General features: G+C 69.1%; 20 protein-coding genes. 10 read left to right on the top strand and 10 right to left on the bottom strand.

What is annotated here, in order from left to right:
• Window positions 1-13 precede the first annotated feature (13 nt).
• Both smpB and ACE3TA_RS04335 read left to right on the top strand, forming a co-directional pair.
• Window positions 14-469 carry an SsrA-binding protein SmpB gene (smpB, locus tag ACE3TA_RS04340; RefSeq protein WP_374570800.1) on the top strand — a complete coding sequence of 152 codons (456 nt, stop codon included), beginning with the start codon at window positions 14-16 and terminating at the stop codon, window positions 467-469.
• A complete protein-coding gene (locus ACE3TA_RS04335; protein WP_374570798.1) occupies window positions 466-1209 on the top strand; it encodes a GNAT family N-acetyltransferase in 744 nt (247 codons plus the stop codon). Before smpB ends, ACE3TA_RS04335 begins: the two co-directional genes overlap by 4 nt.
• A gap of 45 nt (window positions 1210-1254) precedes the next feature.
• Here ACE3TA_RS04335 and ACE3TA_RS04330 read toward each other — a convergent pair whose 3' ends face one another.
• Together ACE3TA_RS04330 and ACE3TA_RS04325 are read right to left on the bottom strand one after the other, a co-directional pair.
• The gene (locus ACE3TA_RS04330; protein WP_374570796.1) at window positions 1255-1854 is read right to left on the bottom strand and encodes a hypothetical protein; all 600 of its coding nucleotides are present in this window, start codon (window positions 1852-1854) and stop codon (window positions 1255-1257) included.
• A gap of 123 nt (window positions 1855-1977) precedes the next feature.
• Window positions 1978-6015, bottom strand: coding sequence for a hypothetical protein (locus ACE3TA_RS04325; RefSeq protein WP_374570794.1), 4038 nt, complete (start codon window positions 6013-6015; stop codon window positions 1978-1980).
• A gap of 157 nt (window positions 6016-6172) precedes the next feature.
• On the opposite strand from ACE3TA_RS04325, the gene ACE3TA_RS04320 reads away from it, so the two are divergent.
• Complete coding sequence (locus tag ACE3TA_RS04320; RefSeq protein ID WP_374570792.1) at window positions 6173-6541, top strand: hypothetical protein; 369 nt, start codon at window positions 6173-6175, stop codon at window positions 6539-6541.
• An 8-nt stretch (window positions 6542-6549) separates the two neighbouring features.
• On the opposite strand, the gene phhA is transcribed toward ACE3TA_RS04320, so the two are convergent.
• Window positions 6550-7422: a phenylalanine 4-monooxygenase gene (gene phhA, locus ACE3TA_RS04315; RefSeq protein ID WP_374570790.1), complete on the bottom strand. Its 873-nt coding sequence runs from the start codon at window positions 7420-7422 to the stop codon at window positions 6550-6552.
• 108 nt (window positions 7423-7530) lie between these two features.
• Between phhA and ACE3TA_RS04310 the strand changes: the two genes are divergently transcribed.
• Window positions 7531-7983 carry an Lrp/AsnC family transcriptional regulator gene (locus ACE3TA_RS04310; protein ID WP_374570788.1) on the top strand — a complete coding sequence of 151 codons (453 nt, stop codon included), beginning with the start codon at window positions 7531-7533 and terminating at the stop codon, window positions 7981-7983.
• Between the two features lie 48 nt (window positions 7984-8031).
• Here ACE3TA_RS04310 and ACE3TA_RS04305 read toward each other — a convergent pair whose 3' ends face one another.
• Together ACE3TA_RS04305 and ACE3TA_RS04300 are read right to left on the bottom strand one after the other, a co-directional pair.
• Complete coding sequence (locus tag ACE3TA_RS04305) at window positions 8032-8568, bottom strand: helix-turn-helix transcriptional regulator (protein WP_374570787.1); 537 nt, start codon at window positions 8566-8568, stop codon at window positions 8032-8034.
• A gap of 120 nt (window positions 8569-8688) precedes the next feature.
• Complete coding sequence (locus tag ACE3TA_RS04300) at window positions 8689-9324, bottom strand: response regulator (protein WP_374570785.1); 636 nt, start codon at window positions 9322-9324, stop codon at window positions 8689-8691.
• A 290-nt stretch (window positions 9325-9614) separates the two neighbouring features.
• Between ACE3TA_RS04300 and ACE3TA_RS04295 the strand changes: the two genes are divergently transcribed.
• The gene (locus tag ACE3TA_RS04295) at window positions 9615-12620 is read left to right on the top strand and encodes a two-component regulator propeller domain-containing protein (RefSeq protein WP_374570783.1); all 3006 of its coding nucleotides are present in this window, start codon (window positions 9615-9617) and stop codon (window positions 12618-12620) included.
• A gap of 218 nt (window positions 12621-12838) precedes the next feature.
• On the opposite strand, the gene ACE3TA_RS04290 is transcribed toward ACE3TA_RS04295, so the two are convergent.
• From ACE3TA_RS04290 to ACE3TA_RS04280, 3 genes are all read right to left on the bottom strand, one after another.
• On the bottom strand, window positions 12839-13783 hold the full coding sequence (locus ACE3TA_RS04290; protein WP_374570781.1) for an alpha/beta fold hydrolase: 945 nt from the start codon (window positions 13781-13783) through the stop codon (window positions 12839-12841).
• Window positions 13784-13918: 135 nt separating this feature from the next.
• Window positions 13919-14566: a uracil-DNA glycosylase gene (locus tag ACE3TA_RS04285; protein ID WP_374570779.1), complete on the bottom strand. Its 648-nt coding sequence runs from the start codon at window positions 14564-14566 to the stop codon at window positions 13919-13921.
• Window positions 14553-15155, bottom strand: coding sequence for an NYN domain-containing protein (locus ACE3TA_RS04280; RefSeq protein WP_374570778.1), 603 nt, complete (start codon window positions 15153-15155; stop codon window positions 14553-14555). The genes ACE3TA_RS04285 and ACE3TA_RS04280 overlap by 14 nt, the downstream gene beginning before the upstream one ends.
• A gap of 31 nt (window positions 15156-15186) precedes the next feature.
• On the opposite strand from ACE3TA_RS04280, the gene folK reads away from it, so the two are divergent.
• The 4 genes from folK (at window position 15187) to ACE3TA_RS04260 (ending at window position 19701) form a co-directional block, all read left to right on the top strand.
• Window positions 15187-15687: a 2-amino-4-hydroxy-6-hydroxymethyldihydropteridine diphosphokinase gene (gene folK / locus ACE3TA_RS04275; RefSeq protein WP_374570776.1), complete on the top strand. Its 501-nt coding sequence runs from the start codon at window positions 15187-15189 to the stop codon at window positions 15685-15687.
• Between the two features lie 74 nt (window positions 15688-15761).
• A complete protein-coding gene (rpoZ, locus tag ACE3TA_RS04270; protein WP_374570774.1) occupies window positions 15762-16121 on the top strand; it encodes a DNA-directed RNA polymerase subunit omega in 360 nt (119 codons plus the stop codon).
• Window positions 16122-16216: 95 nt separating this feature from the next.
• Window positions 16217-18385, top strand: a complete 2169-nt coding sequence (locus tag ACE3TA_RS04265; protein WP_374570772.1) for a bifunctional (p)ppGpp synthetase/guanosine-3',5'-bis(diphosphate) 3'-pyrophosphohydrolase — start codon at window positions 16217-16219, stop codon at window positions 18383-18385.
• Between the two features lie 80 nt (window positions 18386-18465).
• Window positions 18466-19701 (top strand): acyl-CoA dehydrogenase family protein, encoded by a 1236-nt coding sequence (locus ACE3TA_RS04260; protein WP_374570770.1) that lies wholly within the window; start codon window positions 18466-18468, stop codon window positions 19699-19701.
• A gap of 96 nt (window positions 19702-19797) precedes the next feature.
• On the opposite strand, the gene ACE3TA_RS04255 is transcribed toward ACE3TA_RS04260, so the two are convergent.
• Entirely contained in the window at window positions 19798-22071 is a 2274-nt protein-coding gene (locus ACE3TA_RS04255) for a calcium-binding protein (RefSeq protein WP_374570768.1), read from the bottom strand.
• A 449-nt stretch (window positions 22072-22520) separates the two neighbouring features.
• On the opposite strand from ACE3TA_RS04255, the gene ACE3TA_RS04250 reads away from it, so the two are divergent.
• Window positions 22521-23303, top strand: coding sequence for a DUF4350 domain-containing protein (locus ACE3TA_RS04250; protein WP_374570766.1), 783 nt, complete (start codon window positions 22521-22523; stop codon window positions 23301-23303).
• Window positions 23304-23416: 113 nt separating this feature from the next.
• On the opposite strand, the gene ACE3TA_RS04245 is transcribed toward ACE3TA_RS04250, so the two are convergent.
• Window positions 23417-24559, bottom strand: coding sequence for a pyridoxal phosphate-dependent aminotransferase (locus ACE3TA_RS04245; RefSeq protein ID WP_374570764.1), 1143 nt, complete (start codon window positions 24557-24559; stop codon window positions 23417-23419).
• Window positions 24560-24577: the final 18 nt, after the last annotated feature.

Genomic DNA, 24577 nt, shown 5'->3' with positions numbered 1-24577 from the left:
CGGCGCCCATCCGATGGCAGGCAAGGTGATCGCCGAGAACCGGCGTGCGCGGTTCGACTATTTCCTGGAGGACAGCTTCGAGGCCGGCCTGGCGCTGACCGGCACGGAGGTGAAGTCGCTGCGCAACGGGCGGGCCAACATCGCCGAGTCCTACGCCAGCGTGGAAGGCGACGAGATCATGCTGATCAACGCCGACATCCCGCCCTACGCCCAGGCCAACCGCTTCAACCACGACCCGCGCCGGCCGCGGAAGCTCCTGCTGCACAGAAAGCAGATCAACCGGCTGATCGGGGCGGTGCAGCGCGAGGGGCGCACCCTGGTGCCGGTGAAGCTCTATTGGAACGACAAGGGGATCGCCAAGCTGGAGGTGGCGCTCGCCAAGGGCAAGAAGGCCCACGACAAGCGCGAGGCGACCGCCGAACGCGACTGGCAGCGCGACAAGGCCCGGCTCCTGCGGGAAAAGGGATGAGCCCGGAGGGCATCGAGGCGGTCGAGCGGGCCACCGTCGCCGCCGTCGCCCCGCGCCGGACCGCCGAGATCGGCGGCTGGCTGCTGGCCCTGGAGCCCGGCACCATCCGGCGGGCGGCCAGCGCCGCGCCGTTGGCCCACGACCTGCCGGGCGATCCGGCCGTGCTGGACCAGATCGAGGCGGCCTTCGCCGAGGCCGGCATGGCGCCGGCCTTCCGCCTGGCCGACGCGCCGGGGCTGGAGGGCGTGCGGGCCGAGCTCGCCCGCCGCGGCTATCGCTTCGAGCAGCCCACCCTGGTGAAGACCGCCGACGCCGCGGCCATGCGCGCGGTGAGCACGGCCCAACCGGCCGAGGTGCTGGAGCGGCCGGACGCGGGCTGGGCCAAGGTGTTCACCGGCGAGGGCTTCGACCCGGTGGACGGGGCCAATCGGGTGGCGGCCCTGACCCGCTCGCCCGACGCCGCCTATGGCGCGGTGAGGGAAGGGGAAGGGACCCTGGCGGTGGGCGCGGCCGCGTTCGGCCACGGCTGGGCCAGCGTGCACGGCATGCGCACGGCCAGGGACCGGCGCGGCGAGGGCCTGGCCGGGCGCGTGCTGGCGGGCCTGGCCGAGGCGGCGCAGGCGCGCGGGATCGACAAGGTGTTCCTGCAGGTGGAGGAGGCCAACGCCCCGGCGCGCGCGCTCTACCGCCGGGCGGGGTTCGAGCGCGTGTGGCGCTATTTCTACTGGAGCCGGGGCTAGGGCCGGGCGAGGCGGCCGGGACGCGGGGGCGGTGCGGGCGGCGGGTCAGGCCGAGCTTCGCCGCCGGGCCGCGGGCGCGGGGGCGTCGTCGAAGGCCAGGTCGTCGTTCTCGCCCGCCGGCGGGTCGGGCCGCGGGCCAGACGGCGGATCGGGCGCCTCGGCCAGGCCCAGGTCGCCGCGCAGGCGCGCGATCAGATCCTCGACCGGGCCCTCCAGGAACGCGTCCTCGAAGAAGGATTCCTCGTCGAGCCAGCGGCTCAGATCGACCAGCAGGGCGCCGACCTCGTCGCGCTCGGCCTCGGTCCAGATCAGCCGCGAGCCGACCTGGCCCACATGGCTCTTGCGGGCCCGCAGCCGCTCGCGCCGCGCCTCGGCGGCGCAGCGCTCGTCCTCGCGCGCCTGGCGCGCGCGCTCGCGCTCCAGCCGGGCCTCCAGCGCCAGGGTCTGGCGCAGGGACCGGGAGATGCGGTGGAAGGCGCCGGCCGCCGCCCGGGTCTCCTCGGGCGTCTCGGCGGCCATGGCCTGCTCATGCAGCTTGCGCGCCAGCCCCAGGCACATGTCGGCCACCTCGGCGAGCATCCCGCCGCGCCGCTCCTCCATGTCCGTGACCGCGCTCGACATGAACAAAAGGAGAACATAGGTCAAGGCCGAGGTCAAGGATTTTCAGGGCGTGGCCGTGCAGGCGCGGCCGGGGACAAGGGGCGGAATTGGGCTCATTGCGGGCTTTGGAAAGGTCTGGTTTCCGGCACTGGACGAAAATAGTTTCTACTAGCCTGGGGGCGACACATTGAGGACAATCACGTCTATCTGCTTCTCATGTTGCGGGCTCAGGTCGGCTCGCAGCATGGCTTCCAACTCTGATGCAGACTGCGGCACCTTGCGGTCTCTCCGCGTAGGTGTCTTTCGCACGGCGGTGCCAAACCAAAAGACCAAGTAGATGCCACGACCCGCGCTTCCGCTTGAGCTCACGTAGCCTTGCAGCTGCGCAGCTGGCGCGCTCCAGAGGTTGGGGTGGAAGTGCCGTTTGATCTCCACAGGCAGGCTCTTGCCGGCTCCGGTGAGGACTAGGAGGTCGGCCCGTCTCTCCTCCGCCTGTCGGCCTTCCGGGAACGCGCCTGCGATATGATAGGTGCCTAGCCGGGGCCTCAGCTTGTCCAATAGAATATCTCGGCATTGGTTCTCGACCTTTGGCGTCTCCGGCTTGCCGGCAGAGTCAGTGTTCCAAAAGTGCTTCCACGGCGTGACATCCGCGGCGTGAAGGCCGTCACGCACTCTCAGAAGCTCTTCCTTGACCACGGCCGCCAAGTCGGCACCGTTTGCCGGAGGTCCACCCGATAGCGCGGAACGCAGCGCTTGGGGCGGGGCATAGGCGTAGGTCTGATCTCGCTGAATGCGCGCCTGTACGGCGACTGCGTGTCGGATCGTTGCCCGCCATGCCGCTAGGCTCGCTTCGTCCGCTAGACGCGCAAGAACCCGACCGGCTTCTGTACCCGGCATCCTCGACAGCCAGTCAATCGACCGGCGTATGCGTTCGCTCATACGCCTGTTGCGAGTGATGCCTCCCTCGTCGTCCTCATCGCCGATGAAGTCTACGGGAACGTACCGGGCCCCCAGGATGACAATCACCAATTCTTCGCGTCTGGCCCAGGTATCAGGATCGTGTGGCGCGTACGCGCCCATTAGCCCTCGATCAACGTCCTGGTCGAACAGATCGATGGCCGCCTCGTCCCGATGTGAAGCGATGAACGCGTCGGTGTACTTTTGCGGGTTCGTGGCGTAGGCGATAAAGGTCCAAATCCGCCTTTGTGAGTCCGTTAGGGACGGCAGATCGAGCGCCATCGCTGAATAGTCGGCAAGGAGAGCGCGCGGCAGTCTGCTTGCCGCAAGGCGCAACAGAAAGTCGAGTGTCTCGGCGGGTGCCGTAGGCCGCTCGGCCAGCAGTTGTTCAATTGCAGACGAAAGGCTGTGGCATTGCTCGTCTTCCAGCCGCAAGAAAGCGTCGAGCCGCGTGCCGCCGCTGTCGAGGACCGCACCCGCATATTGAAGCAAAGCAGCGGTACCCAAATCTAGGTCGGCGTCGAGCCGCCGCGCGGCCCACTGCTGGAATTCCCTACGTTGATCCTCGGGGAAGACCCATACCTGCCGCAAGGCCACGAGCGCGAGGGTGAGCGGAATGTCATGGAGTGCAGGCAGGCGGTCGTCAGAGGTAAGTCCGATCAGCCCGACCAGAGCAGTATACTCAAGTGTATTGTACTGATTGTTGGCTTCCAGTCGCCCAAGATGGGCGGCATCAAACGCTTGCTGCTCACTGAGGGCGATGTTCTCCCAACCTTGGAAGATCGCCTCGGCGGTAGACTCATCTACAAGCGATCGGATTCGTGCCAGCCGGCTTGCACGATCCCTTGGCCCGTTCGAGTCCTGAAGATAGTGGTTGGCAGCCCACGTAAGGGGCCCGGTGCGCACGCCAGCCGCCATTTCCTCTCGGATTGGAGCGAGGGCTTCAATGTTCTTCCGGCGCTCCACCTCCTTCTTGCGCTTCCGCTTTCGCGCATATCCGTACTCTTGGCGCTTCCACGTTGGAATCGGGACGGTCGTCAGCTGCGCAAGCAGTCTCTTCCTACCCCTCTCGCCAGCAAGAGCGTTGTAGATTGACCAATACGCATTCGGATCAAGGTCAGAGCGATGCCCTAGGTTGACCGCGATTTCGTACATGCGCTTCGAGAGGTTCCGGTCACGCGTTCTCCGGGCCTGATCCAGAATATAGTGCACCATGGACGGCGTCGGCGTTCGATGCGTCACCTGGGTGTAGGTGTTCGCAGGGATCCATGCTCCTTCGTTTGGGTCTGCCTGGGCCACTATCTCACCGAAGAGAGCAACGTCGCGACCTGGGACGGCATCCAACCACTTGGTGACGGCGCCGCGCGTCTCTTCATCTTGATTTGAGTAAGTGGCGAGTCGCCGATTGCGGGACCATGTCAACAGTCGCTTGGCGTCGAGGTTCGGCGTGCCCGCAATTGCGGCACCGAGCGCGTGATCGAGGAGACTGCCAACCTCTAGGGAAACCCGCCCGTCCTCGGAACGCTCAAGCCAGTCGGTGATAGAGAGGTCAAAAAGGTCAGGACGCGGTTCGCGTTCAAGGCGGCGCTGCAATCGCCACAGATACCCGATCGTGTTGTCTTCGCGCGTCACATTGAACCCGCTGATTACACCCCTGATGTCCGCCACTGGAAGCAACGTGTCAGGAAGATCGGCAGCCAAGTTCGCGCGTAGTACCTCCCTCGCACGCGTCAGCGGTTGCGCGGTCAGTTCGTCGAAAACTCCGCGCTGAGCAGTGGCAGGATCTTCGGCTCCATTGAGCCAAGCTTCCAGAGCGCGGCTTCGCTCCCACAAGGAGCGGCCTGCATCTAGCGCGATCTCTCGGAGCAATGGGCGCAACGATTGAACAGGCGAACCCGTGGTCAGTGCGTCCATGATAGTGATGAAGCGGTGAGAGCCGTCGGCCCCATCGAGCAACACGCGACGAAAGTCTAGCGCGAGGTCTTCCCCGGCGAGTCCTCCAAGGGCCGTAAGCCCTCTGTCGGACATGCGGAAGTATGGGTCGTCACGGTCGAGATTCTGCAGAATTGCGCGTCGGCTGTCAGTGTCGAATGCTGCGGCGTCACCGTAAGCGAGGATGCTCAGGGCGTCCGTTTGAATTAGTCGGTCGGCTCCCTGGGCTTCCCCGAGTTGGGCTAGGTGGGCTGCAAACCACGCAAATAGGCCGCGCAATTCGGTCGGCGGCTTTCCATCATCGCCAGTGATCATGGCTAGGGCGCGCATCAATGGGAGTGCCGCGCGGCCATTCTCTCCCCGGACAGCGCGCGCTAGGCTTTGTCCAGCTAGGAACTCCGCCACAGCCCGGTGCATCGGCTCGAAGGCATCCCCCTCGCCACGAAATAGGGCCGTGTCGAGCACGTCGGTGAGGAGGTCGTAGTGAACCCCCAGTTCATGCGACGTGACAAACGCCCGTTCGTCTTTCCCATCCGGAGGTTCGTCATGAGCGCGCCATACCGCCCGACTTCCAGAAGCAAGTAGAACTAGGCAGACATCTTCTGCGGCTCGCAAGATTTCGTCGGGAGACCGACGGTCCTTCCGTCGGTGCTCCGCGTTGCGCTCGAAGGCTAGCCGCTTCACGGCTGCTAAGAACAACGAGAACCGGTTGGGGGGCCATGATGCGCGCTCGGCAACCGCCTTGTGAAGCAGGGTCAGGCTCAATGGGCTTTCAGTGAAAGCCAACGCTCCCAACCTCACCGCTTTTTGGAGGAATTCTTGCGGGCGCTCCTCGCCAGAATTGGCCAAGATTGCGACCGCTTCATCCTCGTCCAGCCGCAGCAGTTGGGCGACTACGATGTCGGTGCCTCGAGTCGTTTGCTTAATGGGCTCAATGTCGGCTGCCTTGCGCCAGTCCTCTGAACGGCAGGAAATGCGCCATTGGTCGGCACCTGTCGCCTGGATCGCACTTGCGAGACCGTATGCCTTGTCGGCGGGACTCCCGTCGACGCGGTACTCGTCAAGGGCGTCCAAGAATAGGGGACCACTATCGTCTGGAATCGCGCCGGTCATGAGGGCGCGCACCTTGAGCACTGGAACGCCAGCGTGGGTTGCTTCGCGCTGAAAGGCCGAAGTCTTCCCAATGCCGGGTTCGCCAAGCAGCACAACGAACGGCAGCAGTCGAAGGTCGCTAACCCTCCGGCAGCTCGCCTTTTGATCCGCTGTACCTTCGATGACCTCGACGCGTCGGTCTAGGTCCGCGAGTTCTGTGCTCATTGTGAACGCGACGCTACCTCCGGTCGCAGCCTACCGCGAATCGCGGCTGCAGCGATCATTGTCGGTGCGATGGCGTTAGCCTGGTAAGGTCGGAATCCGGCCACGACGCCAACCCCCGCTCATGGCGCGAAGCCGGCAGCAGGCGAAGGAGGATCGGATGAGCGGCGGCGGTCACTACCTGGCGGTCTTCACCAGCGACAAGACCGGGCCGCGCTGGCGGGCCTGGTACGCGATGTCGGACGCGGAGCGCGAGGCGAAGGACCGGGAGGGGCTGGCGGCGCTGGCGGCGTGGGACGAGGCGCACCGCGACGCGATCGTCTATCCGGGCGGGCCGCTGGGGCCGACCAAGCGCACCACGGCCGAGGGCGTGGCGGACGTGGTGAACCTGCTGACGGTGTTCGTGGTCGTCCGCGCGCCGTCGCACGAGGCGGCGGCGAGGCTGTTCGAGAATCATCCGCACTTCACGATCTTTCCGTGCGACGGGGTCGAGGTGATGCCGCTGCTGGGAGCCAGGCCGCAGCCGTAGCGTTCGCGTCAGGACGCCTTGCGCGAGCGGGCGTAGGCCTGCGTGCCCAGGTGGAGCACGGCGTCGGTCGGCAGCACCGCGTCGGTGTCGAGGTCGGCGGCTTCGGCGAGCTCGGCGTAGAGCGGGGCGAAGTCGGTCTCCAGGGTCTGGCGCAGCAGGTCCTCGAAGCTGTCGATGACGAAATAGGTCTGCTGGTAGTCGTCGATGCGATAGCGCGTGCGCATCAGGCGCCGGAGGTCGAAGCCGATCCGGTTGGGCGAGGGATCGTCCAGGGCGAACACCGATTCACCCGAGCTGGAGACGATGCCGGCGCCGAAGATGCGAAGGCCGGCGTCGGAGCGGACGAGGCCGAATTCGACGGTGTACCAGTAGAGGCGCGCCAGCCGGGGCATGGCGTCGAACCGGAGCGAGCGCAGGCCGCCCTCGCCGTAGGCCTGCATGTAGTCGGCGAACCGCGGATCGGCCAGGAGCGGCACGTGGCCGAACACGTCGTGGAAGACGTCGGGCTCCTGCAGGTAGTCGATCTGCGCGGGCGTGCGGATGAACCGGCCGGCGACGAACGTGCGGTTGGCGAGATGGCGGAAGAAGTCCTCGTCGGGCACCAGGCCGGGGACGGCGACGACGCGCCAGCCGGTCAGGGCGTGAAGCCGGTCGGAGAGCTCGGCGAAATCGGGGATGCCGGGCCTCGACATCCGCAGCACCTCGATCCCCCGCAGGAACTCCGGCGCGGCGCGCCCGGGCAGCAGGCGCGACTGGCGCTCGAACAGGCGGTCCCACATGGCGTGCTCGGCCGGCGTGTAGCTCTCCCACGCCTGCGGGATGGTCCAATCGGCGGCCGCGCCAGGCGGCGGTTGCGGCGGCGAGGCCTTGGTCTGGGTCATGGATATAAAATGACCGAATCCGCTGGATATTCTTTTCAATCGACGCTCAGGGTGAGCTGATGGAGAACGAACGTTCCGCGTCGTGCGGGAATGTGAAAGGAATCCGTCTTGGACGAGGTCGACAGGAAGATTCTCCGCGCCCTGCAGGACGACGCGAGCCTGAGCCACGCCGCGCTGGCCGAACGGGTGGGGGCGGCGCCGACGTCGTGCTGGCGGCGGATCCGCGCGCTGGAGGCGGCGGGCGTGCTGCTGCGGCAGGTGCGGCTGGTGGATCCCGAAAGCGTGGGACGGGGCGTCAACGTCATGCTGCAGGTGCGCATGAAGTCCCACTCCATGGACGCGCGGCGGGACTTCGAGGCCTTCGTGGAGCGCCGGCCCGAGATCATGGAATGCTATTCGATGTCGGGCGAGTGGGACTACCTGATGCGCGTGGTCGCCGCCGACGTCACGGCCTATGAGCGCTTCCTCATGCGCGAGCTCTTGAACCAGCCCAACGTCGCCACCTCGGCGTCCCACTTCGCGCTCAGCCGGGTCAAGTACACGACCGCGGTTCCGGTCTGATCGGAGGGCCGAGGCCGGCGGTGGGCTTTAGGCGGACGGCGGCCGCGCCTAGGGCGCGCAGCGGCGGGTGCGGCGCCAGGCCTTGGGGTTGGCGCCGGTGGCGCGCTTGAAGACGCGGGAGAAGTGGGCCTGGTCGGCGAAGCCGCAGGCGACGGCGATCTGGCTGAGCGCCTCGTCGCCGGAGATCATCAGGAGCTGGGCGTGCGAGACGCGCCGGCCGAGGATGAAGGCGTGGGGCGGCTCGCCGTAGGTCTCCTTGAAGGCCCGGGAGAAGTAGCTGACGCTGAGGCGCGCGGCGCGCGCCAGGTCGCCGACCGCGATCGGCCCGTCCAGATTGTCGTCGATATGGGCGAGCACCTTGCGCGCCTGCCAGGGCGCCAGGCCGCTGGGCAGGTCGGCGGCCGAGGGCTCGGGGCCCAGCAGGGCGGCGGCCCGATGCAGCAGGCCCCGCGCGGCGTCGCGGTCGGCGTCCAGGGCGCGGGTGGCCTCGTCGATCAGGCGTCGCAGCACCATCACGGGCGGCGCGGCGTCGCCGGGCGGGCGCGGCCCCGCTGTGGTCGTCACGACGGCCGATTGCACGCTCATCCCCAGGCTCCCAGTCTGCGAACTCACCGACAAGGCTAACCATGGCCGCGGCCGCCGCCTCGCTCGGAGCGACTGATCCGCAATAGCTAATTCGAGTAGACGCCCATGCGGGCGGCCGGGTCAACGCAGGTCGAGAAAACCCCGGCGGATGGCGATGGTGACCGCGTGGGTCCGGTCGTTGGCGCCCAGCTTGGCCAGGATCGTGCGCATGTGGTTCTTCACGGTGTCCTCGCTGATGCCCAGGCGCGCGGCCACGACCTTGTTGGAGGAGCCTTCGGCCACCCAGGCCAGCACCTCGATCTCGCGCTCCGACAATTCCTCGCCGGTGGCGTGGGCGGCGATGTCGAAGGAGATCTCCGGCGGGATGCGCTTGCCGCCGGCGTGGACGGTGCGGATGGTCTCCAGCAGGTCCTTGCGCAGCATGCTCTTCAAGAGATAGCCGGAGGCGCCGGCCTTGAGCGCGCGCAGCGCCTGGACGTCGCCGCGGAAGGTGGTGAGCACGACGAACTTCGCCTTGGGCAGCTGCTGGCGGATGGCGCGGATCACGTCGACGCCGCTCATGTCGGGCAGGGCGAGGTCCACCAGCGTCACATGCGGATTGTGCGCGTGATGCAGGGCGAGCGCCTCGCGGCCGCTGGCGGCTTCGGCCACCAGCTCCATGTCGGACTGGCTGCTGATGAGGGCGGCGACGCCCTCGCGCAGGATGGCGTGGTCGTCCACCGCCAGCACGCGGATCTTCTGATCGCGTTGGCTCATGGCGGGTTCGGGCCCGGTTCGGGACGAAGCGTGGTCGTCATGTGCGGAGACTAGCCCTCCGTCGCTCGGGGGAGCTAGCATCACTCGCCCCCGGGTTCTGCGCGCCCGCCGCAGGCAGCCTAGCCCGAGGCCCGCCCGCCGGCTGCTTCCAAAGCCCCATTCGCGGATAGTCATTTCGGGCGGCGGCTTCGCGGACCGGCGCCGTCGGCCTAGGAAGGAGTCCATTGCAGCGATCGGGGGACACGCCGCGGCATGGCGAGGGCGCACGACAAGGCCCGGAGGCGAGGCCGGTGACGGGCCTGGCGCGCCTAGCCCTGGCGCTCGCGCTGGCGGCCGGGATCTGCGGCGCCGCGGCGGCCGGGCCGCTGGGCGACTTCAAGCACGTGCGCTGGGCCTATGGCGAGGGCGCGCCGAGCCGGATCAACGCCATCACCCAGACCACGGACGGCTATCTGTGGATCGGCGGGGTGGAGGGGCTGTTCCGCTTCGACGGGGTGATCTTCGAGCCGGTGGGCGAGCGGCCGAAGGGCGCCGGGCGGCTGGTGGTCTCGGCCCTGCTCGGCGCGCGGGACGGGGCGCTGTGGGTGGGGCTCGCGCGCGGCGGCGGCGTGGCCGTCTACCGGAACGGGCGGCTGGCGGACGCGGGCCTGCCCAATCCCTCGCGCCAGGTGAACGACCTGGCCCAGGACGGCGCGGGCGGCCTCTGGGTGGCGCGCGGCGGGCGCACCAGCAACACGCTCGCCCGCTACTGGCGCGGACGCTGGCGCGAGTTCGGCCCCGCCTCGGGCCTGCCGGCGCAGGAGGTCTGGCGGCTCCTGGCGGCGCGCGACGGCGCCCTGTGGGCCGCGCTCAGCGACCGGGTGATGGTGCTGCGGCCCGGCGCGGAGCGGTTCGAGGACGTCGGCGTCAGCACTTCGCCGCGGGCCAGCCTGTCGCAGGACCCGCGCGGGCGGGTCTGGCTGACCGACGCCACGGGCGTGCGGCTGTTGTCGGATTCCGCGAAGGGGCGCCGGTTCGGCCTGGCGGCGCGCTCGCCCGTGGGGCAGGTGGGCGGGGTCTGGACGATCATCGGCGAGGCCGGCGACCTGTGGGGCGCGACCTGGAACGAGGGCGTGTTCCGCCTGGCCGATCCCGCCGCGGCGCTGGCCGATCCCGGCGCGGGGCCGGCGAGCCTGCAGACCTATACGGCCGGGGACGGGCTGACCTCGGAGCAGACGCGGGCCGTGTTCCAGGACCGCGAGGGGAACATCTGGGTCGGGACCGAGCTTGGCCTGGACATGTTCCGGCCGGCGAGCGTGATCGTCGAGCCGGGCGTTCCGGCGAACTCGCCGACCAGCTACCGCATGGCCGCCGCCGACGACGGCGTGGTCTACATCGCCGACGCGTCCGCGCTCTACGCCATCCGGCCGGGCGCCGCGCCCAGCCGCGTGATGCGGACCGGATCGCCGGCGCAGGCGCTGTGCGCCGGCTCGGACGGGGCGGTGTGGGTGGCGCTCGCCGACAGGATGCTGCGGATCGGCGACGGACACGCGACCGAGACGCCGACGCCGCCCTCGACCCGCGCCCTGGGTTGCGCGCAGGACGGGGCGGGGCGGCTCTGGATGCCGGCGCTCGAGCAGGGGCTCTTCCGATGGGAGAAGGGCGCCTGGCGCCGCTGGCCGGCCGAGGGGGGCGAGGCGGGGCTGCCGGCCAACGCCGCGGTCGATCCCTCCGGCAAGGCGGCCGTGGTCTTTCGCCGCCGCCCGCCGGCGCCGGCGGGCGAGCTCTTCACGCCGGTGTTCGCCGAGCGGTTCGGCGTGGGCGGCGTCGAAGGGCTGGCCGAGGGGCGCGACGGGCTGTTCGTCGGCGGGGCGAAGGGGCTGGCGCGGCTGAGCAACGGCCAGGTGCGGACGCTGTCGGCCGAGCGCTATCCCTGGCTGGCCTCGGTCAACGGCCTGGTGCAGACGCCGGCCGGCGACACCTGGACGATCGGCGACGCGGGCATCGTGCGCATGTCCACCGAGGACCTGGGCCGGGCCTTCGATTCCGGCGGGGCCCTGCCGCACCGCGTGTTCGACTTCCGCGACGGGCTGAACAGCTTCGTGCAGAAGGCCCCCGGGGCGCAGGTGGCGGTCGGCGGCGACGGCCGGGTCTGGTTCCTCACCCGGCGCAACGTGGTGCGGATCGATCCGGCGCGGCTGGCGGTCAACAGGCTGGCGCCGCCGGTCCATATCCGCGCGGTCTCGGCCGGATCGCGGCGCTTCGCCGATCCGGCGTCGGCGGTGCTGCCGGCCGGCGCGACCAGCGTGACGATCGACTACACCGCGCCCAGCCTCTCGGCGCCCGACCGCGTGCGCTTCCGCTACCGGCTGCAGGGGGTGGACCGCGGCTGGGTGGAGGCGGGGGCGCGCCGCAGCGCGCTCTACGCGGGGCTGGGGCCGGGGCGCTACCGGTTCCAGGTGACCGCGATGAACAACGACGGGGTCTGGAATCCGTCCGGGGCGAGCGTGGAGCTGAGGATTCCGCCGACGCTGCTGCAGTCGTGGTGGTTCCGCGGCGCGCTGGCCGCGCTCGCGGCGCTGGCGCTTTGGCTCGGGCTGCGCTGGCGGGTGCGGGCGGAGACCGCGGCGGCGGTGGCGCGGCTGTCCGAGCGCCAGGCCGAACGAGTGCGCATCGCGCGCGAGCTGCACGACACGCTGCTGCAGGGCTTCCAGGGGCTGCTGGTGCGCTTCCAGGTGGTGGCCAACGCCATGGCCGAGGGCGACCCGGCCAAGCCGATGATGGACTCGGTGCTGGATCGGGCGGACGAGATCCTGGTCGAGGGCCGCGACCGGGTGCGCGACCTGCGCACGGAGGAGGATTCGGCCTCGCCGCTGACGCGGCAACTGGAGCGGCTCGCCTACGAGCTCGAGCGCGACTATGCGATCCCGATCGACATCCGCGCCTCGGGCCTGGCCGAGCCGCTGAACGTCGACGCCCATCGCGAGATCCTGGCGATCGCGCGCGAGGCGCTGACCAACGCCTGCCGGCATTCGCGGGCGCAGGAGATCGTCTGCGAACTGACCGCCACCGGACGCAAGCTGGTGCTGGAATGCCGCGACGACGGGGTGGGGATCGACCCGGCGCTGCTGCGCGCCGGCGGGCGCGACGGCCACTGGGGGCTGCGGGGCATGGAGGAGCGGACGCGCCAGCTCGGCGCGACGCTGAAGATCGCCAGCGCGCCCGGCGGAACGCTGGTTCGGCTCGTCGTGCCCATGCGCGTGGCGCGCCTTCGGCCGTCGAAGGGCCGAAGGCGCCGGTTCGGCGGCGAAGCCTAGGCGTCCAGGCGCGGGGAGGGACCGCGCCGAGGCCGGGCGAACGGCGCCGCGGCGCCCCGCCCGGCCTCTCCGGAAAGATCAGGGGCCGAGCACCAGATCTCGACGGCGCCGACCAGGGTGCGCCCGTCGACGCGGCACAGGGCCACGCCGACCTGACGCCAGGCCCAGATCGGGCCCGGCCGGGAAGCTCCTTGGCCGGCGCCGCGCATCGCCCGCGCCTAGGAGCGGATGAACGCGAGCAGGTCGGCGTTGATCACGTCGGGGTTGGTCGAGGCCATGCCGTGCGGATAGCCGGGGTAGGTCTTGAGCGTGCCGTGCTTCACCAGCTTGATGGTCTTGAGCGCGGAGTCGGCGATGGGCACGATCTGGTCGTCCTCGCCGTGCATGACCAGCACCGGCACGTCGATCTTCTTCAGATCCTCGGTGAAGTCGGTCTCGGAGAAGGCCTTGATGCAGTCGTAGTGGGCCTTGACGCTGCCGACCATGCCCTGGAGCCACCACTTCTGGATCAGGCCCTGGCTGACCTTGGCGCCCGGCCGGTTGAACCCGAAGAACGGGCCGGCCGGCACGTCGAGGAACATCTGCGAGCGATCGGCGAGCAGCGCCTGGCGGAAGCCGTCGAACACCTCGATCGGCAGGCCCTCGGGGTTGCTGTCCTTCTTCACCATCACCGGCGGCACCGCGCCGATGAGCGCGGCCTTGGCCGCCCGATCGGTTCCGTGACGGCCCAGATAGCGGGCGACCTCGCCGCCGCCGGTGGAGTGGCCGACGTGGATGGCGTCCTTCAGGTCAAGCGCCAGGACCACGGCGCGCAGGTCGTCGGCGTAGGTGTCCATGTCGTGACCGCCCCAGGTCTGGGTCGAGCGGCCGTGGCCGCGGCGGTCATGGGCGACGACGCGATAGCCCTTGTCGGCGAAGTACATCATCTGGGGGTCCCAGTCGTCCGCCGTCAGCGGCCAACCGTGGCTGAACACGATCGGCTGGCCCGACCCCCAGTCCTTATAGAAGATCTCGGCGCCGTCGGCGGCGGTGACGTAGCCGCTGCCGGCCGCGGGCTTCGACGGCGCGGCCTCCGCGGCGGAGGCGGCGACGGAGAGCGCCGCTCCCGCGGCCCCCACGGCGAACACCGTACGCCGGGTCGCGCCCGATTGGTCTTGGGACATTGGAGACTCCTCTTGTTAGAGCCTCGCAATCTCGCCTTGCCCGTCCGGCGGGTATTGAACGCCGCTTCGCGTATTTGGCACGGTCTGCCCTGCAATCTCCCGCGTCGGGCGTGGAGGGCGACGCCCGTCTGCCGTCTAGCCGTCGAGCAGCGCGCGGGCGCGGGCGAAGACGGTCTCGAACATCTGCGGCGTCAGGCGGCCGGTGTTCGTGTTGAGGCGCGAGCAGTGGTAGCTGTTGAGCACCACGTAGGGGCCGGCCCGGAATTCGGAGCCGTGGCCGGGGACGCCGGCGGAGGCCTTCAGGCCGAGGGCGCGCAGGACGTTGCGGCGGGCGACGTCGCCCAGGGTGACGATCACCTTCAGGCGGGGCAGGGCCTCGATGCGGGCGGTCAGGAAGGGGCGGCAATGGGCCTCTTCGGCCGTCTCCGGCTTGTTGCCGGGCGGGGCGCAGCGCACGGCGTTGGTGATCATGCAGTCGACCAGCTTCAGGCCGTCGTCGGGGCGCGCCTGATAGCGGCCTTCGGCGAAGCCGGTCTTGATCAGGGTTTCGTAGAGCAACACGCCGGCGAAATCGCCGGTGAACGGGCGGCCCGTGCGGTTGGCGCCGGTGCGGCCGGGGGCCAGGCCCGTGACCAGCAGACGCGCGGCCGGATCGCCGAACGAGGGCGCCGGGCCGTTGAACCAATCGGGATGGGCGGCGCGGTTCGCCTCGCGGTAGGCCACGAGCCTGGGGCAGAGCGGGCAGTCGCGAGGCGGCTCGGCCGGCGTCCTAGACGTCGGCATCCGCCTCCCTCTCGCGGTCGGTGAGGTTGGTGCGGCTTTCCTGGATGAACTTGGGTAGGCGCGAGGGCCGGCCGATGATGTCGGCCAGGTCGGCCAGGTCGACGAAGTTGTCCGCCTGACGGCGCAGGTCGTCGGAGGCCATGGGCGGCTGCGACTTGACCGTGGAGACCACGGTCACCCGCGCGCCCTTGCGCTGCACCGCCTCGACCAGGCAGCGGAAGTCGCCGTCGCCGGAGAACAGCACCATGTGGTCGGCGTGGTCGGCCATCGACAGCATGTCGACGGCGATCTCCACGTCCATGTCGCCGCGCCAGCGCTTGCGGCCCTGGCTGTCGGTGTATTCGCGCGCCGGCTTGGTCACCAGGCGGAAGCCGTTGTAGTCGAGCCAATCGACCAGGGGGCGGATGGGGGAGTACTCCTGGTCCTCGACCAGGGCGGTGTAATAGTAGGCGCGCACCAGCACGCCGCGCTTGCGGAACTCTTCAAGCAACTTGCGGTAGTCAATGTCGAACCCCAGCCCCTTCGCGGCGGAATAGAGGTTCGCCCCGTCGATGAAGAGCGCCAACCTGTCCGTGGGGTAGAAAGTCATTAGATCGGAAATTCCTTTAATGGGCGGGCTGATGAATCTGGACGAAGCAGTCGTCGTCGCCTTGGGCAGCAATCTCGCCGGCGGCTATGGTTCGTCCGAAGCTCTACTCGAAGCTGCGCTCGCGCGTTTCGCCCAGGCGGGATTGCCTGTGTTAAGTCGTTCGAGGTGGTGGGTTTCCACCGCCTGGCCCGATCCTCGCAAGCCTGAGTATCGCAACGGCGTCGTCCTTGTCGAGGCGCAGATGGACGCGGAACAAACGATTCGAACATTGTTCAGGATCGAGGCGGCTTTCAAGCGCCGCCGCGGCGCCGCCAATGCTCCGCGTACGCTGGATCTGGACCTGATCGCCCATGGCCGCACGGTGCTGGACACCCCCGAGCTGGCGCTGCCGCACCCGCGCGCGCACGATCGGCTGTTCGTGATGGGACCGCTCGCTGAAGTGGCGCCGGGCTGGCGTCATCCGGTGCTGGGCCGCACGGCGGCCGAACTCGCCGCCCAGGCGAGCGTGGGCGCCGACGCCCGGCCGCTCTGAGCACGTTCGCGGCATTGCACAATGGGCCGGGAGTCTCTATTTTCCACTGTTCTATCCCGCTTCTGAGAGACTCCATGGCTCGCGTCACCGTCGAAGACTGCATCGAAAAGGTCCCGAACCGCTTCAGCCTCGTGCTGCTGGCCGCCCATCGCGCGCGCGCCATCTCGGCCGGCGCCCAGCTCCTGGTCGACCGCGACAACGACAAGAACCCGGTGGTGGCCCTTCGCGAGATCGCCGACGACGTGGTCGACGCCGAGGACCTGCGCGAAAACCTGATCGGCACGCTGCAGCGGGTCGACGAGCGCTCCGAAGCCGAGGAAGAGGCCGAAACCCTGGCGCTGCTGGCCGATCCGACGCACATGCAGATGAGCGAGCTGGAGCTGGTGCGCGCGCTGCAGAGCGACCGCGACGGCGGCCAGGAGGAGCGGTACTGAGCCCTGAAGGCGCAGAACCCCTCTCCATAGACACGGCGGCGCAACCCGTCGCCGCGCCCGCTAAAGGCGCGCCCGCCGCGTCCAAGCGGCCGAAGATGCTCCGCCAGTACGAGCTGATCGAAAAGGTCTGCTCCTACGATCCCACCGCCGACGAGGCGCTGCTGAACCGCGCCTACGTCTACGCCATGCGCATGCACGGCTCGCAGAAGCGCGCCTCGGGCGACCCCTACTTCGCCCACCCGATCGAGGTGGCGGGCATCCTGACCGACTACCGGCTGGACACGGCGACGATCGTGACCGCCCTGCTGCACGACGTGATCGAGGACTGCCCGGTCACGCCGCAGGACATCGAGGAGCTGTTCGGCGCGGAGATCAGCGAGCTGGTGCAGGGCGTCACCAAGCTCTCCAAGCTGGAGCTCTCCAGCGAGCTGACGCGCCAGGCCGAGAACCTGCGCAAGTTCATCCTGGCCATCTCCAAGGACGTGCGCGTGCTGATGGTCAAGCTGGCCGACCGGCTGCACAACATGCGCACGCTGGAATACATCCCCAGCCCCGCCAAGCGCGAGCGCATCGCCCGCGAGACCCTGGACATCTACGCGCCGCTGGCGCGCTCGATCGGCTGCCACCGCATCTGCTCTGAGCTGGAGGAGCTGGCGTTCGAGCACCTCAACCCGGTGGCCCGCGACGCCATCGGCCGGCGGCTGGAGGCGCTGCGCTTCGAACAGGGCGGGGCGGTGTCGCTGGTCTCCCAGGAGATCGCCGCGCGGCTCGAGGACGCCGGCGTTCCGGCCCGCGTCTTCGGGCGCGAGAAGCATCCCTATTCGATCTGGCGCAAGCTGCAGCGCAAGTCGATCGGCTTCTCGCAGCTTTCGGACATCTACGCCTTCCGGGTGATCGTCGACACCGAGGACGACTGCTACCGGGCGCTGGGGGTGATCCATCGCGCCTGGCCGAGCGTGCCCGAGCGGTTCAAGGACTTCATCTCCACGCCCAAGCGCAACAACTACCGCTCGCTGCACACCACCGTGGTGGGTCCCAAGGGCATGCGCATCGAGATGCAGATCCGCACCGAGGCCATGGACCGGGTGGCCGAGGAGGGGGTGGCCGCGCACTGGCGCTACAAGGACCAGTCCTACGGCTTCGACGCCGAGGCCCAGGCGGCGGCCGGCGGGCGCGACCCGCTGGTCAACCTGCGCCACCTGGTGCAGGTCTTGGAGCACGGCGGCGACGCCGAGGAACTGATGGAGCACGCCAAGCTCGAGATGTTCCTCGACCAGGTGTTCGTGTTCACGCCCAAGGGCCGGCTGGTCAGCCTGCCGCGCGGGGCGATGCCGCTGGACTTCGCCTACGCCGTGCACACCGACGTGGGCGACACCTGCATCGGCGTGAAGATCAACGGCGAGCTGAAGCCGATGCGCACGCAGCTTTCCAACGGCGACGTGGTGGAGGTGATCCGCGGGCCGAAGCCGGTGGTGCCGCCCGACTGGCGCTCGCTGACGGTGACCGGGCGCGCCCGCTCGGCGATCCGCCGGCACATCCGCCAGACCGAGAAGGAGGAGTTCACCAGGCTCGGCCGGGCGACGGTGGACCAGACCTTCGAGCGGGCCGGCAAGAGCCGCCGGGACGTGTCGCTGCGGCCGGCGATCGAACGCTTCGCCGTGAGCGGCGAGGACGAGCTGTTCGAGGCGGTCGGCCGCGGGCGGGTGACGCCCTCGCAACTGCTCGACATCGCCTTTCCGGGCCTCAACAGCGCCGAGCGCGAGGCCGCCGCGGCGCTGCGGCGGATCGAGGACGGCAAGGGCGCCCGGCTCTATGTGCGCGGCAGCGGCCTGACGCCGGGGGTCTCGCTGCACTTCGCCGAGTGCTGCAGTCCGGTGCCGGGCGACCGGATCGTCGGCATCCTGCAGCACGACGGCTCGGGCCTGGCGGTGCACACCATCGACTGCGAGCGGCTGGCCGAGTTCGAGGACCAGGAGGAGCTCTGGCGCGACCTGCAATGGACGCCGGAGGCCGAGCGCAACACCGTGGCGCGGGCGCGGCTGACCGCGACGATCAAGAACGCGCCGGGCGTGCTGGGCCAGGCCTGCACCATCATCGGCGAGGCCGGCGGCAACATCGTCAACCTGCGCATGCATCACCGCCAGCAGCACTTCTTCGACGTCGATTTCGACATCGACGTGCGCGACGCCAAGCACCTGACCAACATCGCCGCCGCGCTGCGGGCCAATCCCAGCGTGGAGACCGTCGAGCGCGCCAAGGGCTGACGCCCCCGCCGGCCTTGCGTTGACGCGCCGTAACGCGCGAGCCTGCCGCCCAATCAAGAACGCAAGGCGAGGAAGCAGGCATGTCGATCGACTTCGAGATCCCGAAAGAGGCCAAGGCGGTGCGCGAGAAGGTGCGCCAGTGGGTGCAGGACGAGTGCATCCCGGCCGAGCAGCGGCTGATCGAGGGGGCGGACTACAAGACCGTGCTCGCCGAGCTGCGCGCCAAGGCCCGGGCCCAGGGCCTGTGGTGCCCGTTCATCCCCAAGGAGTACGGCGGCATGGGGCTGGGGCCGCTGGCCAACGCCCTGGTGCAGATGGAGCTGGGCCAAAGCCACCTGGGCGCCCTGTCGATGAACACCCAGGGGCCGGACGACGCGACCATGATGACGCTTCTGGCGCACGGCACCGAGCACCAGAAGGAAAAGTACCTGAAGCCGCTGCTGAACGGCGAAAAGCGCATCTGCTACTCGATGACCGAGAAGGCGGCCGGCGCCGACGCCACCGGCATGCAGACCCGCGCGGTGAAGGACGGCAACGAGAACTATGTGCTGAACGGGGAGAAGTGGTTCTCATCGGCGGCCAGCGTGGCGGACATCGCCCTGGTGATGGCCATGACCGACCCGGACGCCCCGCGCCACCAGCGCTATTCCACCTTCATCGTCGAGCTGCCCAACCCCGGCTACCGCATCGTGCGAGACATCGAGACCATGGCCGCCGAGGGGCCGCTCTCGCACATCATGGGCGGCGGCCATTCCGAGGTGGAGATCAAGGACCTGGTGGTGCCGGCCGACGACCTCTTGGGCGGGGAGGGCGCCGGCTTCAACATGGGCCAGCATCGCCTCGCCTACGGGCGGCTGCGCCACGGCATGCACAATGTGGCGATGGCCCAGCGGGCGCTGGACATGGCCACGGCGCACGTGACCCAGCGCTCGACCTTCGGCAAGAAGCTGTCGGAGCGCCAGGGCGTGCAGTGGATGCTCGCCGACTGCGCCTCGGAGCTCTACATGGCCCGGCTGATGCTGCTGCACATCGCCTACAAGGCCGAGAAGGGCATGGACCTGCGCCAGGAGAACTCCATCGCCAAGGTGTTCCTGGCGCACATGGTGCACAAGGTGGTGGACACGGCGATCCAGCTTCACGGGGCGCTCGGCTACTCGATGGATACGCCGCTGGCCCGCTGGTACACGCACATCCGCTCCCAGCGCCTGGTGGACGGCCCGGACGAAGTGCACCGCTGGACCGTGGGCCGCAACGTGATCAAGGCGTTCGAGCGAGACGGCACGACGGCCGCAGCGGCGGGCGGGGATCTATTGTAGGAGCGGGTGACCTGGCCCCTCCCTTTCGGGGGAGGGGGCGAGGCCAGGGGGCGGGCGCCCATCGGGCTCGGCGAAGCGACCCCACGGCGACACGCCCTATGTCCCGATCCACTCACCCGTGAGTTCGGCAAGCGTGACGTTGACCAGCACGAACTCGTCCCCGCCGCCGAGATCGACCACCACGTCGTCGCCGACTTGGCTCTCGCTGTGCGTCATTCCCGGGTCGAGAACGATGCGATCGCCTTCCGCCCGGCTGAAGTCGATGATCCGGTCGATCTCTTGGCCCGCGAAGGCGTGGAATACATCTGCGCCAGCGCCGCCGGCCAGGGTGTCGGCGCCGCTCTCGCCAAAGAGGGTGTCATTGCCGGCGCCGCCCGATACGGAGTCGTCGCCCCGGTTGCCGTTCAGGTAGTCGTTCCCCGCTTCCCCCTGGACCGTGTCGTTGTCCTTTCCGCCCAACAGGGTGTCCGTCGCCTCGCCGCCCACGACAAGGTCATCGCCGCGGTTGCCCTGGCCGAAGTTCGCGCCCGATCCCATGCTGAGGTAGTCGGCGTCCTGGCCGCCGTAGATGGTGTCGTTCCCATCGCCGCCCAGCAGATGGTCCGATCCCTGGTTGCCCTGCAGCACGTCGCCGCCGGCGCCCCCATCCAACGTGTCGCTTCCCTGGCCGCCGAAGGCCGCGTCACCGGTCGCCGCGCCCGTGAAGCTCTCATCGCCCGTATCGCCGATGAAGACCTTCGAGCCGTCCGCCATCAACAGGCCGCCGGCTTTGGAGACCGCCGAGATGTTGGCTCCGAAGGTGACGGTCGTTCCCGCCATCGTCACGGTGATGGTGTCGGTCCCATACTGGATGCTGAGCCCTGTCGCGCCGTCCGGGAACGAGACCTTGTCCGTCGCGCTGATGTTCAGCGCCGCGGAGGACGCGATGCTGGAGAACGCCGATGTCTCGGCCGGCTGGTCGGGGGTGGATGGCGGACTGGTCGGCTGGCTGGGGGTGGAGGGCGGACTTGTCGGCACGGCGCCGACGTCCACCTGGACGGCGTCCACGACATTGGCGGCGGATATGTCGTCGAGAGTGCGCCCCTGCAGGATGACGGCGACGTCGAGCGGCTTGTCCGGCGACTCGTCATAGACGTAGTAGCCCACGGCGTAGCCCCCGGCGCTCGGCAGCCGCACATAGGTCGAAGAGTCGGCGTGGTTGTTGTTGGCGAAGACAATGACGTCAGAGCCCACCTGGGTTGCGACAAAGGTCACCGGCGCATTGCGGACCAGGTTCTGGGCGTCATCGTAGGCGGCCTGGAAGCTCGCCGCCGTGCGTTCCGTGTAGCCGCCGGAGTTCGTGAAGTCCAAAATGTCGCCCGGCGACCAGTCGGTGACGACCTTGGCGGCGGCCGCGTGCGCGTCCCGATCGTCGGTGTAGGTGAAGGTGAAGGTGTCGTCGCCCGCGCCGCCCGTCAGGGTGTCTGCGCCCGTGCCGCCGTCCAGAGTGTCGTCGCCATCTCCGCCCAGGAGCACGTCGGCGCCGTCATGGCCCACGAGCTTGTCCGAGCCCGACCCGCCTTCCAGCCGATCGGCGCCGCCGCCGCCGTCGATGGAATCGTCGCCCGCTCCGCCAGTGACGGTGTCGGAGCCGAGCCCGCCGTTCAGGGAGTCGGCGGCCGATGACCCATTGATGGAGTCGTTCCCGGAGCCGGTTTCAACCACCTCGATATTCGTGAAGGTGATGCGGCCTGCCGGAATGACGGCGTCCCCATGGGTGAAGGCCGACGTGGTGGCGACGCCGGCCTCCATGTCGACCGTCATGTTCCCGGACGTCGGGCTGTTGTAGCTCCAGAACGCGGACAGCCGCAGGTCATCGCTGCCCGCGCCGCCGTCGATCGTGCTGAAGCCTGGATCGCCGTCCCCGTTCACCGGACTGCCGTAGCCGGACATCGCGGTATGGAAGTAGGTGTCGAACGGCATGAAGACGTCATTCCCGTCGCCGCCGTCGATCACGTTGGATCCGCCGCCGCCGGACAGGAAATCCTCGCCGCTGCTGCCGATGATGCTGTCGTCGCCCGCACCGCCGTGCAGGTTGGAGCCAAAGACGCCGTGCCAGGGCTCCGCAGCTATAAGGGTGTCGTTTCCGGCGTCGCCATAGCCGCTCTCGACGTTCTGGATCAGGTCGTTTCCGTCGCCGCCGAAGCCGGTCGTTCCCTGAGTGCCGATGAGCACGTCGTCGCCGGCCTGGCCGTCGAGCGTGTGCAAGATGCCCCCTGCGGTCAGGGTGTCGTTCCCCTCCAGGCCGATGAGGTAGTCCATGTTGTTGCCGGGGCCGTCCGCGCTGCCCGTCAGCGAGTCATCGCCCGAGGTGCCGACAATGGTGCTCAAAGGACTTCCCCCGTATTCGCCTCGAGGCGGAGCGTCCAAGCGCCGTCGCCCACCCACTCGCCGCGATCCGCGCCAATTCGGCGGACAAGTGCGACGCCCCACCCGTCAGAATCGACGGCCAAGCGACCCATGCAGCGCTATTGTTGCAACGGGAAGGGGTTGCAATCGTCGCTAGAGTCGCTTTGTCGCCTGTTGCGGGAGACGGCCCCTCGCATGCCGCCTATCCGTGCTCACCTGACCGTGGCCAAGTCAGCTCTTCACCATGCCCGGTTGTATCGATCGGCTTTCCTCCGCTAGCCTCGCCAGAGACCTGGAGGCGGACCGTGCGCAGGTGGCTGATCGCTCTCTTCCTTGCGTTGCCCTGTTCCACGGCCGTGGCGGAGCAGACCGCGGACATGGGCGGCGACCTGTCCGTCGCGGCGGCGAAGTATGGGCGAGGGCAAGGTCCCGTGGTCGCGATCGACGCCGCGCACCATAACTTCCACACCGCCGACGGGCGCTACGCGCCGTTCGCCACGGTGCTGAGGAACGACGGCTTCAGGGTCGTCTCCCTCGACGAAACGATCACGCGCGCCAGCCTGGCGCCAGTCCAGGTCTTGGTGATCGCCAACGCGCTCGACGCGTCCAATGTGAAGAGCTGGAAGCTGCCGACGCCGTCGGCCTTCACAGACGAGGAGGTGGAGACGCTTCGCCAGTGGGTGAGCGAGGGCGGCTCCGTGCTGGTCATCGCCGACCACATGCCGTTCGCCGGAGCCATCCAGAAGCTCGCGGCGGCGTTCGGCTTCGCGTTCGACAACGACTATGCGGCGAAGGGCGACGGATCGGCGCCCGAAGTGTTCTCCCGCTCGGCGGGGACGCTGCCTGAGAACGAGATCACGCGCGGCACGCGCGGGGGCGCCGGGGTGACCGAGGTGCAGACCTTCATCGGCTCGTCGTTCCGGGCGCCGGCGGGCGCGATCCCGCTCATGCTGATGGACGACGGCTGGACGCTCTTCGAGCCCAGCGCGGCGGGCAAGTTCAACGAAACGACGCCCCGCCGCGCCGCCACGAGCCAGGACCTGCGCGGCGCCGCGCTGGCGTTTGGCGAGGGCCGCGTGGTCGTGATCAGCGAGGCGGCGTTCCTCACCAACCAGATCGTCAACGGCGCGCCCTACGGCTTCGGCCTGCCCACGGCGGCGCAGGACAAGCAGTTCCTGCTCAACGTGGTCGAATGGCTCGGGCGCGCGCCATAAGTGGGCCGGGCGAGAAAACCCTGGCGTTTCTCGAAGGGAGGCCGAGCAGGGTCAAAGTCCCCCTCAGTCGCTGAGCGACAGCTCCCCAGAGGGGGAGCATCTGGTCGGCGCCGTCAGCGCCGGCTGAACTCGGCCATCAGGCGCATGGCTTCGGCGACCGTGGCCGGATCGCGGGCGTAGCTGATGCGGATGCTCGTGTGGCCACGCTCGCGGTCGAAGTCGACGCCGGGGGTGACGGCGACGCCGGTGGCGTCCAGGAGGTCCTTGCAGAACTGCACGCTGTCGCCGGTCAGGTGGCTGACGTCGGCGTAGACGTAGAAGGCGCCGTCGGGCGGGGCGAAGGTGGTCACGCCCAGGTCCGGCAGGCCGGCGAGCACGATTTGGCGGTTTTCGCGGTAGCGGGCGACGTGGCCGTCCAGCTCCTCGGACGCCTCGAAGGCGGCCGTGGCGGCGATCTGGGAGATGGTCGGCGGGGAGATGAAGAGGTTCTGCGCCAGCTTCTCGATCGGGCGCACGAAGGCGGGCGGGGCGATCATCCAGCCGATGCGCCAACCCGTCATGGAAAAGTATTTCGAGAAGCTGTTGATGACGATGGCGTTTTCGTCATAGGCGGCCGCGGTGACGGCCGGGGCGGCGTATTCCAGGCCGTGGTAGATTTCGTCGGAGATCAGGGTGATCCCAGCGGCGGCGCAGTAGCCGGCCAGGGCCTTCATCGCCGCGTCGTCGATGATCGAGCCGGTGGGGTTGGAGGGGCTGGCGACCATCACGCCGGCCAGCGGGCCGACCGATTCCAGAAGCTGCGGCGTGACCTGGTAGTGGGTCTCCGGCCCGACCGGGATCGGCACGACCTCCACGTCCACCGCGCCCAGGACGTTGCGGTAGCAGGGATAGGCCGGAGCGGCGATGGCCACCCGCGCGCCGGCGTCGAAGGCGGCCAGGAACGTCAGCACGAAGGCGGCCGACGAGCCCGTGGTGGCGATGATCCGGTCGGCGGGGACGCTGACGCCGTAGCGCTCGGCGTAGAAGCGGCTGATGCGCTTGCGCAGCGGCGGGATGCCGTGGGCGTCGGTGTAGGCCAACAGATCCTCGTCCAGCGCCTTGGCGGCGGCCTGGCGCGCCAGCACCGGGGCGCGGGTGGAGGGCTGGCCGACCTCCATGTGGAAGACGCGGCGGCCGGCGCGCTGCATCTCGAAGGCGGCCTTGCTCATCTCCATGACGACGAAGGGCGGTATGTCGCCGCGGCGGGACAGGCGCATGGGCAGGAACTCGCAGGC

The sequence above is a fragment of the Phenylobacterium sp. genome, assembly GCF_041916435.1.
In the GTDB taxonomy this organism is placed as follows: domain Bacteria; phylum Pseudomonadota; class Alphaproteobacteria; order Caulobacterales; family Caulobacteraceae; genus Phenylobacterium.
This window is presented reverse-complemented; position numbering and strand designations above follow the sequence as displayed.